5 protein-coding genes are annotated in these 5,432 nt (G+C 66.9%); 4 read left to right on the top strand and 1 reads right to left on the bottom strand.

Annotated elements, in window-relative coordinates; all coding sequences use genetic code 11:
* Positions 1-262: 262 nt before the first annotated feature.
* From ABZ807_RS33005 to ABZ807_RS32990, 4 genes are all read left to right on the top strand, one after another.
* Entirely contained in the window at positions 263-445 is a 183-nt protein-coding gene (locus ABZ807_RS33005; RefSeq protein WP_357166989.1) for a hypothetical protein, read from the top strand.
* 171 nt (positions 446-616) lie between these two features.
* Entirely contained in the window at positions 617-1,507 is an 891-nt protein-coding gene (locus ABZ807_RS33000; RefSeq protein WP_357166986.1) for a helix-turn-helix domain-containing protein, read from the top strand.
* A 63-nt stretch (positions 1,508-1,570) separates the two neighbouring features.
* A complete protein-coding gene (locus tag ABZ807_RS32995) occupies positions 1,571-2,152 on the top strand; it encodes a dihydrofolate reductase family protein (RefSeq protein ID WP_328624473.1) in 582 nt (193 codons plus the stop codon).
* Positions 2,153-2,276: 124 nt separating this feature from the next.
* Positions 2,277-3,584, top strand: coding sequence for an ISL3 family transposase (locus tag ABZ807_RS32990; RefSeq protein ID WP_357166992.1), 1,308 nt, complete (start codon positions 2,277-2,279; stop codon positions 3,582-3,584).
* A 247-nt stretch (positions 3,585-3,831) separates the two neighbouring features.
* Here the strand turns inward: ABZ807_RS32990 and ABZ807_RS32985 are convergent, their stop codons facing one another.
* Complete coding sequence (locus tag ABZ807_RS32985) at positions 3,832-4,752, bottom strand: type II CAAX endopeptidase family protein (protein WP_357166982.1); 921 nt, start codon at positions 4,750-4,752, stop codon at positions 3,832-3,834.
* Positions 4,753-5,432: the final 680 nt, after the last annotated feature.

Here is a 5,432-nt window from a genome sequence, read left to right as displayed (position 1 = left end):
TCATCAGAAGCCGCGCTCGTCCCACAACTCCAGCCCCGTCCGGTCCTTAACCTGGACAGAACGCCTCAAGCCGGAACAACGCCGGGGCCGTGGGGACACCGGCCCGCACCGACTCGTACGCATCCGCGTGGCAGGCATTGGTGACCGGGCGCTGATATCCACCATGCCTGCGCCACTCCGGCGACCTCTCCAACCACCAGTCCGAGCGCTGCCCCGCCAGGTCGTTCAGTGTCGGACCCTCCGCCGCCGGCCTCGGCGATTCATGCAGCTCGACGCAGTCGAGGATCATCCGGAGGAGGCGATAGGCCACCAGTCGATCCGGCGCATTTCTGTCGGCGAACAGGTCGATCGGGTACGGCGCTGCGGCGGCACTCGGCTCATACACCAAGCCTTGGTGCTGGAGATGATCCTCAAGCTGCTCTTCCGCTCTGGTCCGCGCCGCTGAGTCCTGAGATCGAAGTGTCCGCAACAGGTCCGGCACCTCGGAGGCCGGTCCGTATGGGCCGTTTAGCGATTCCCAGTCGACGTCGCGCAGGTAGTCAGGCCCTTCACAACGTGGGGTGTAGTTGGGGACCGAAATGCGCCGGGGCGCCCGTCAGGGATCGGCGCCGGCTCGATGCTGGCGGCGGCGCGTGATGCCGGATGGGCCGTCGGCGATGATGTCGGCGTGGAGTATGTATCCAGAATGCCCGGTCCGCCGCTGGACGGGCTGATCGACGACCTCTACTACCTGGAGGGCGCCCCGCCGTACTCCCGGTTGATGCTGCCGGCGGCGCCCGCGCCATTGCTCATCGTCAACCTCGGGGCGCCGTTTTTCATCCGCGCAGGCACCGACGTAGACGCCGTGGAGTACGCCGACGGCTGCGCGGTCACCACGCCCACGCGTGCGTGGGAGTTCAGCTACCCAACCCCGACCCGGTCCGTGGGCGTCCACTTCAGGCCGTGGGGCCTGGCACCGTTCCTTCCGATGCCCGCGGCCGAGTTGTGCGACCGACCTGCGACGGTGGAGCAAATCTGGGGCCAGCCCGCTATCGCTGAATTGCGACACCGACTGACCTTGGCGGACGCACCGCACGAAATGCTGATGTTGCTCGAGGAGGAACTGGTGCGACGGCTGCGGGTGATCGACGGTCTTGACCTGGTCCGCCAAATGAGCAGCGCCGTTGCGGCGACAGGCGGGACAGTGCCGATCAGCGACATCGGTGTGGCGGCCCGCGCCAGCAGCACGTATTTGGCGAAGCGGTTCAAGGCCGTAGTCGGTGTCACGCCAAAACGGCTGGCTCGCAGCTACCGCTTCAGCTCCGCCGTGTTGGCGCTCGACGTCGCTGCACCGATCGACTGGGGAGACGTTGCCGCTGGCGCGGGCTACTTCGACCAGGCCCACTTCGTGCGCGAGTTCCGGGAGTTCACCGGGCTCACGCCGACCCGGTACACCGAAGTCCGGCGGCGATTCCTGCGCGATCATCCCGACCACGTCCTGGACGGCTGGCCGCTCCCGGCCGATTGATTTCGTACAAGAGCGACAGCTCACGTCGCACAAGACTTGGGACTCCAAACAGAGGAGGAATCCATGGGGAAAGTGGTCATGAACGCGTCGGTTTCGGTGGATGGTTACATCGCGGCTGAGAACGACGACCCCGGTCCGATCTTCGAGTGGCTGGTCAGCGGTGACGTGCCGTTGGACGACAGTGGCGTTCTGAAGGTGTCGCAGGCTTCGTTCGACTACGTCCGGCCGTACTGGGACGAGGTCGGGGTGACCATTTCCGGCCGTCACGCCTTCGATATCACCGACGGCTGGGATGGGACGCCTCCGAGTGGGATCGACCATGTGGTCGTGGTGAGTCACCGTGGTGCGCCCGAGGGCTGGGACCTCCAGGCGCCGTTCCACTTTGTCGACGGCATCGAGGCGGCCGTGGCCAAGGCGCGGGAGCTTGCGGGTGACCGCACTGTCGAGTTCGCTGCTGGCGACGTCGGCGGCCAGGCGCTCGCCGCAGGTTGGGTCGACGAGGTACGCATGGACGTCGCACCCGTCGTGCTCGGGTCCGGTAAGCGTTACTTCGGCTCCGTCGACGCGCAGCACCTGCTGGAAGGCCCAGACGTAGTTGTTCAGGGCAACCGGGTGCTTCACCTGCGCTATCGGGTGCGCCGTTGACCGATCTGAGTGGGTACGCGAAGAAGACCGCTGCGACGGTGACACGAGATCGGGCGTCCGGCTGCGTTTGTGCATCGCTGCCCCGGGACGGAAGTCGTGGTCTTCCAGATTGGCACACCTCGACTTGTCTGACGCTACCTTTGCCTGCCCTGACCTGACCAAGTTCTGCCGGCTCGACGAGCTCGGTCTGGCCGTCACCGGCCAACGACTCAGGCCCGACCGTGCGGTGCTGGCATGCCGGGTCGTCGAGCCGGACCAGTGGTGCCGTCGCTGTGGTTGCGAAGGCGTACCGCGCGACACCGTGACCCGGGAGCTGGCCCACGAGCCGCTGGGCTGGCGGCCGACGACGCTCGTGGTGACCGTGCGCCGCTACCGGTGTACCGCTTGCGGTCACGTGTGGCGCCAGGACACCAGCCTCGCGGCAGAGCCGCGAACGAAGCTGTCGCGTCGCGGGCTGCGGTGGGCACTCGAGGCGATCGTGTGCCAGCACCTGACCGTGGCCCGAGTCGCCGAGGGACTCGGCGTTGCGTGGAACACTGCCAACGACGCTGTCCTGGCCGAAGGCAAGCGGGTGCTGATCAACGACGAGAACCGCTTCGACGGTGTCAACGCGATCGGGGTAGACGAGCACGTGTGGCGCCACACCCGCCGCGGCGACAAGTTCGTCACCGTGATCGTCGATCTCACCGCCGTCCGTGATGGCACAGGTCCCGCCCGGCTGCTCGACATGGTTGAGGGCCGCTCCAAGCAGGCGTTCAAGTCCTGGCTCGCCGACCGCGACGAGGCCTGGCGCGACGGGGTGGACGTGGTCGCGATGGACGGCTTCACCGGCTTCAAGACCGCCACCGCCGAAGAGCTCCCCGACGCGACAGCGGTCATGGATCCCTTCCACGTCGTGCGCCTGGCCGGCGATGCGCTGGATCGGTGCCGCCGCCGGGTCCAGTTGGCGATCCACGGCCACCGCGGCATGAAGAACGACCCCCTCTACTCCGCGCGCAGAACCCTGCACACAGGTGCCGGGCTGCTCACCGACAAGCAGGCCGCTCGGCTCACCGCGCTGTTCGCCGACGACGCGCATGTCGAAGTCGAGGCGACCTGGGGCATCTACCAGCGAATGATCGCCGCCTACCGACACGAGGACCGGCGCCGTGGCCGCGAGTTGATGGTCAAGCTGATCGACACGATCAGCACCGGTGTCCCGAACGCACTGGTCGAGGTCACCACGCTCGGCCGCACGTTGAAGAAACGCGCAGCCGACGTGCTGGCCTACTTCGACCGTCCCGGCACCAGCAACGGCCCCACCGAGGCGATCAACGGCCGGCTCGAGCACCTGCGCGGTTCCGCACTCGGGTTCCGCAACCTCACGAACTACATCGCCAGATCGCTGCTCGAGACCGGAGGCTTCAGGCCGCAATTACACCCTCGATCGTGAAGAGCCGGTAGTCATTCACGGCCGGCAAATTAACATCACCGGCCGACTTCCGCGGCTGTTCAAGGTGCCACTTGATGACGTCGACCGGCCGATCCCCCATCACTCTGAACTTCGCAGCCCACCTCGGCGCGTCAGCCGCCCCGCTGACCGCTGCTGTAGTTCGCTGCTGCACCGGGCGCATTTGCGTCTGCGCTGCTGGCGGCCCCCGGCCGGCATCGCGCCGCGGATCGCCTCACCAACGCAAGCTTTAGCTGAGGGCAGACGAGGACCTGGCGGGCCGGGGCCACGCGCGGCGTCCGGGGGGTGTCAGGAACAGCTCCCGATCGCGCCAGACCACGACGACGGACAGCACCAGCAGCAGGACGGTCTGGATCACCTTGGTGTCCGGGTGCGTGAGGAAGAGCTCGTTGCCGAAGTTGGCGGCGAGGTGGAAGACGATCGCGACGAGGACGCTGCGGCCGGCGCGGTAGTAGAGCCAGTTCATCAGGATGACGAACGGTATCAGCGAGAATGCGTAGTTGAGGCTGTGGATCAGGCCCTCCTCGACGACCTCCGCCTGGTAGTAGCCCTTGATGAAGCCGAGCGGCACGTGCCACAGCACCCAGACGACACCGAACACCAGCGACGCCCACAGGACCTTCATTCGGGACGCGAGCGCATCCGTGCCGTAGGTTTTCCAGGCGACCTCCTCCAGGACGGGGGCCAGGAGGAGCGTGATCCACGCCGGCAGCAGGCCCGTCGCGAACGTGAAGCCGTTGCGGAGCTCGAACTGCGAGACGTCGTAGCCGAACGGGATGGAGATCGCGGTGGCGACGAGCAGGGCGCCGGGGAGCAGGGCGACGGCCGCCAGCCAGACCCAGGCGCGAGTGCCGCGCGGCGCGACCAGGCGAGTGAGGACGTCGCGGGTGAGCCCGTCCTTGCGGATGAACCAGATCGCCACGACGACCGGGGCGGCGAGACCGGCCAGGCCGAGGCCGGTCATGACGGCGAGGGTGGTCTGGCTGGGATCGGGCTGGTTCGACAGCCAGGCGGCGGTGAACCACAGCGCCCACGGGATGGCGGTGGCGAGGACGTAGAAGGCGAGGGGGTGGCGGTAGCGGCTGACGTTCTTTAGCTCCAGCGCGCGGCGCGTCTTGTCAGACCGGGGAGGTTGTGCTGTGTAGGTCATGACCTGCATAGTTTCTCGGCTGCGTAGGAATCGTCATGGCTTGCAGGGGTTAGTTCCGGGACGCCTCAGGGTCGGCTCAGGGTCGGGGGCAGGGTCATTGCGTTGTCGGATTACTGCTGGTCACGGCGTCGGTGAGGTCGTGTGGGCGGCGGTTGGCGCGGCGGGTTGGTCGAGCGATGTTGGTCTCGCCGTTGCTGCGGTGGTAGCCGATCGACGTGTTACGCAGCGTGGCGATGACGGCGGGTCCGTCGCCGGTCCGGCGCGGGGCCTGGTCTACGGCCAGCCGGGCCGAGGTGTGTACGTCAGCACGAAGGACTGACCCGGCCGGGGCAGGTCATTACTTTCTCGTCGTGGACGCACTGGCGCTCACATGATCGGCATTGTTGCCACATCACGCCACCGGCGGGATCCTCGCCTGCCAGTGCGGCGGCAACCGGTGAACCAGGGCAAGGTGCCTAATTAGTGTTCCGTGTTCGAAATCAGATGCTATTCGCAGCGGTCCTCGGAACCGCGCCCTGTACGGTGCCAAAACTCGTCGCATAGGGTGTGAGCTGCTGTTTCGCGACAAGGACGCAGGATGGCAGACGTGTTGGTTCGGCTGCTGTACCTGAGTGCGGTGCGGATGTTCGGCTGGTTGCCGCTGGCCACGTGCAGCGAGTCCGCGCTGGTCGCAGAGTTGC

Origin of the sequence: Micromonospora sp. NPDC047548 (genome assembly GCF_040642975.1) — a bacterium.
Taxonomy (GTDB): Bacteria; Actinomycetota; Actinomycetes; order Mycobacteriales; family Micromonosporaceae; genus Micromonospora.
The sequence above is the reverse complement of the archived record's forward strand: the minus strand, read 5'-3'. Positions and strand labels throughout refer to the sequence as shown.

What these genes read in the sequence shown, in the direction of transcription:
- ABZ807_RS32985 (WP_357166982.1), bottom strand. Translation starts at nt 4,752, where the DNA reads ATGACCTACACAGCACAACCTCCCCGGTCTGACAAGACGCGCCGCGCG.
- ABZ807_RS32995 (WP_328624473.1), top strand. Translation starts at nt 1,571, where the DNA reads ATGGGGAAAGTGGTCATGAACGCGTCGGTTTCGGTGGATGGTTACATC.
- ABZ807_RS33000 (WP_357166986.1), top strand. Translation starts at nt 617, where the DNA reads ATGCTGGCGGCGGCGCGTGATGCCGGATGGGCCGTCGGCGATGATGTC.
- ABZ807_RS33005 (WP_357166989.1), top strand. Translation starts at nt 263, where the DNA reads ATGCAGCTCGACGCAGTCGAGGATCATCCGGAGGAGGCGATAGGCCAC.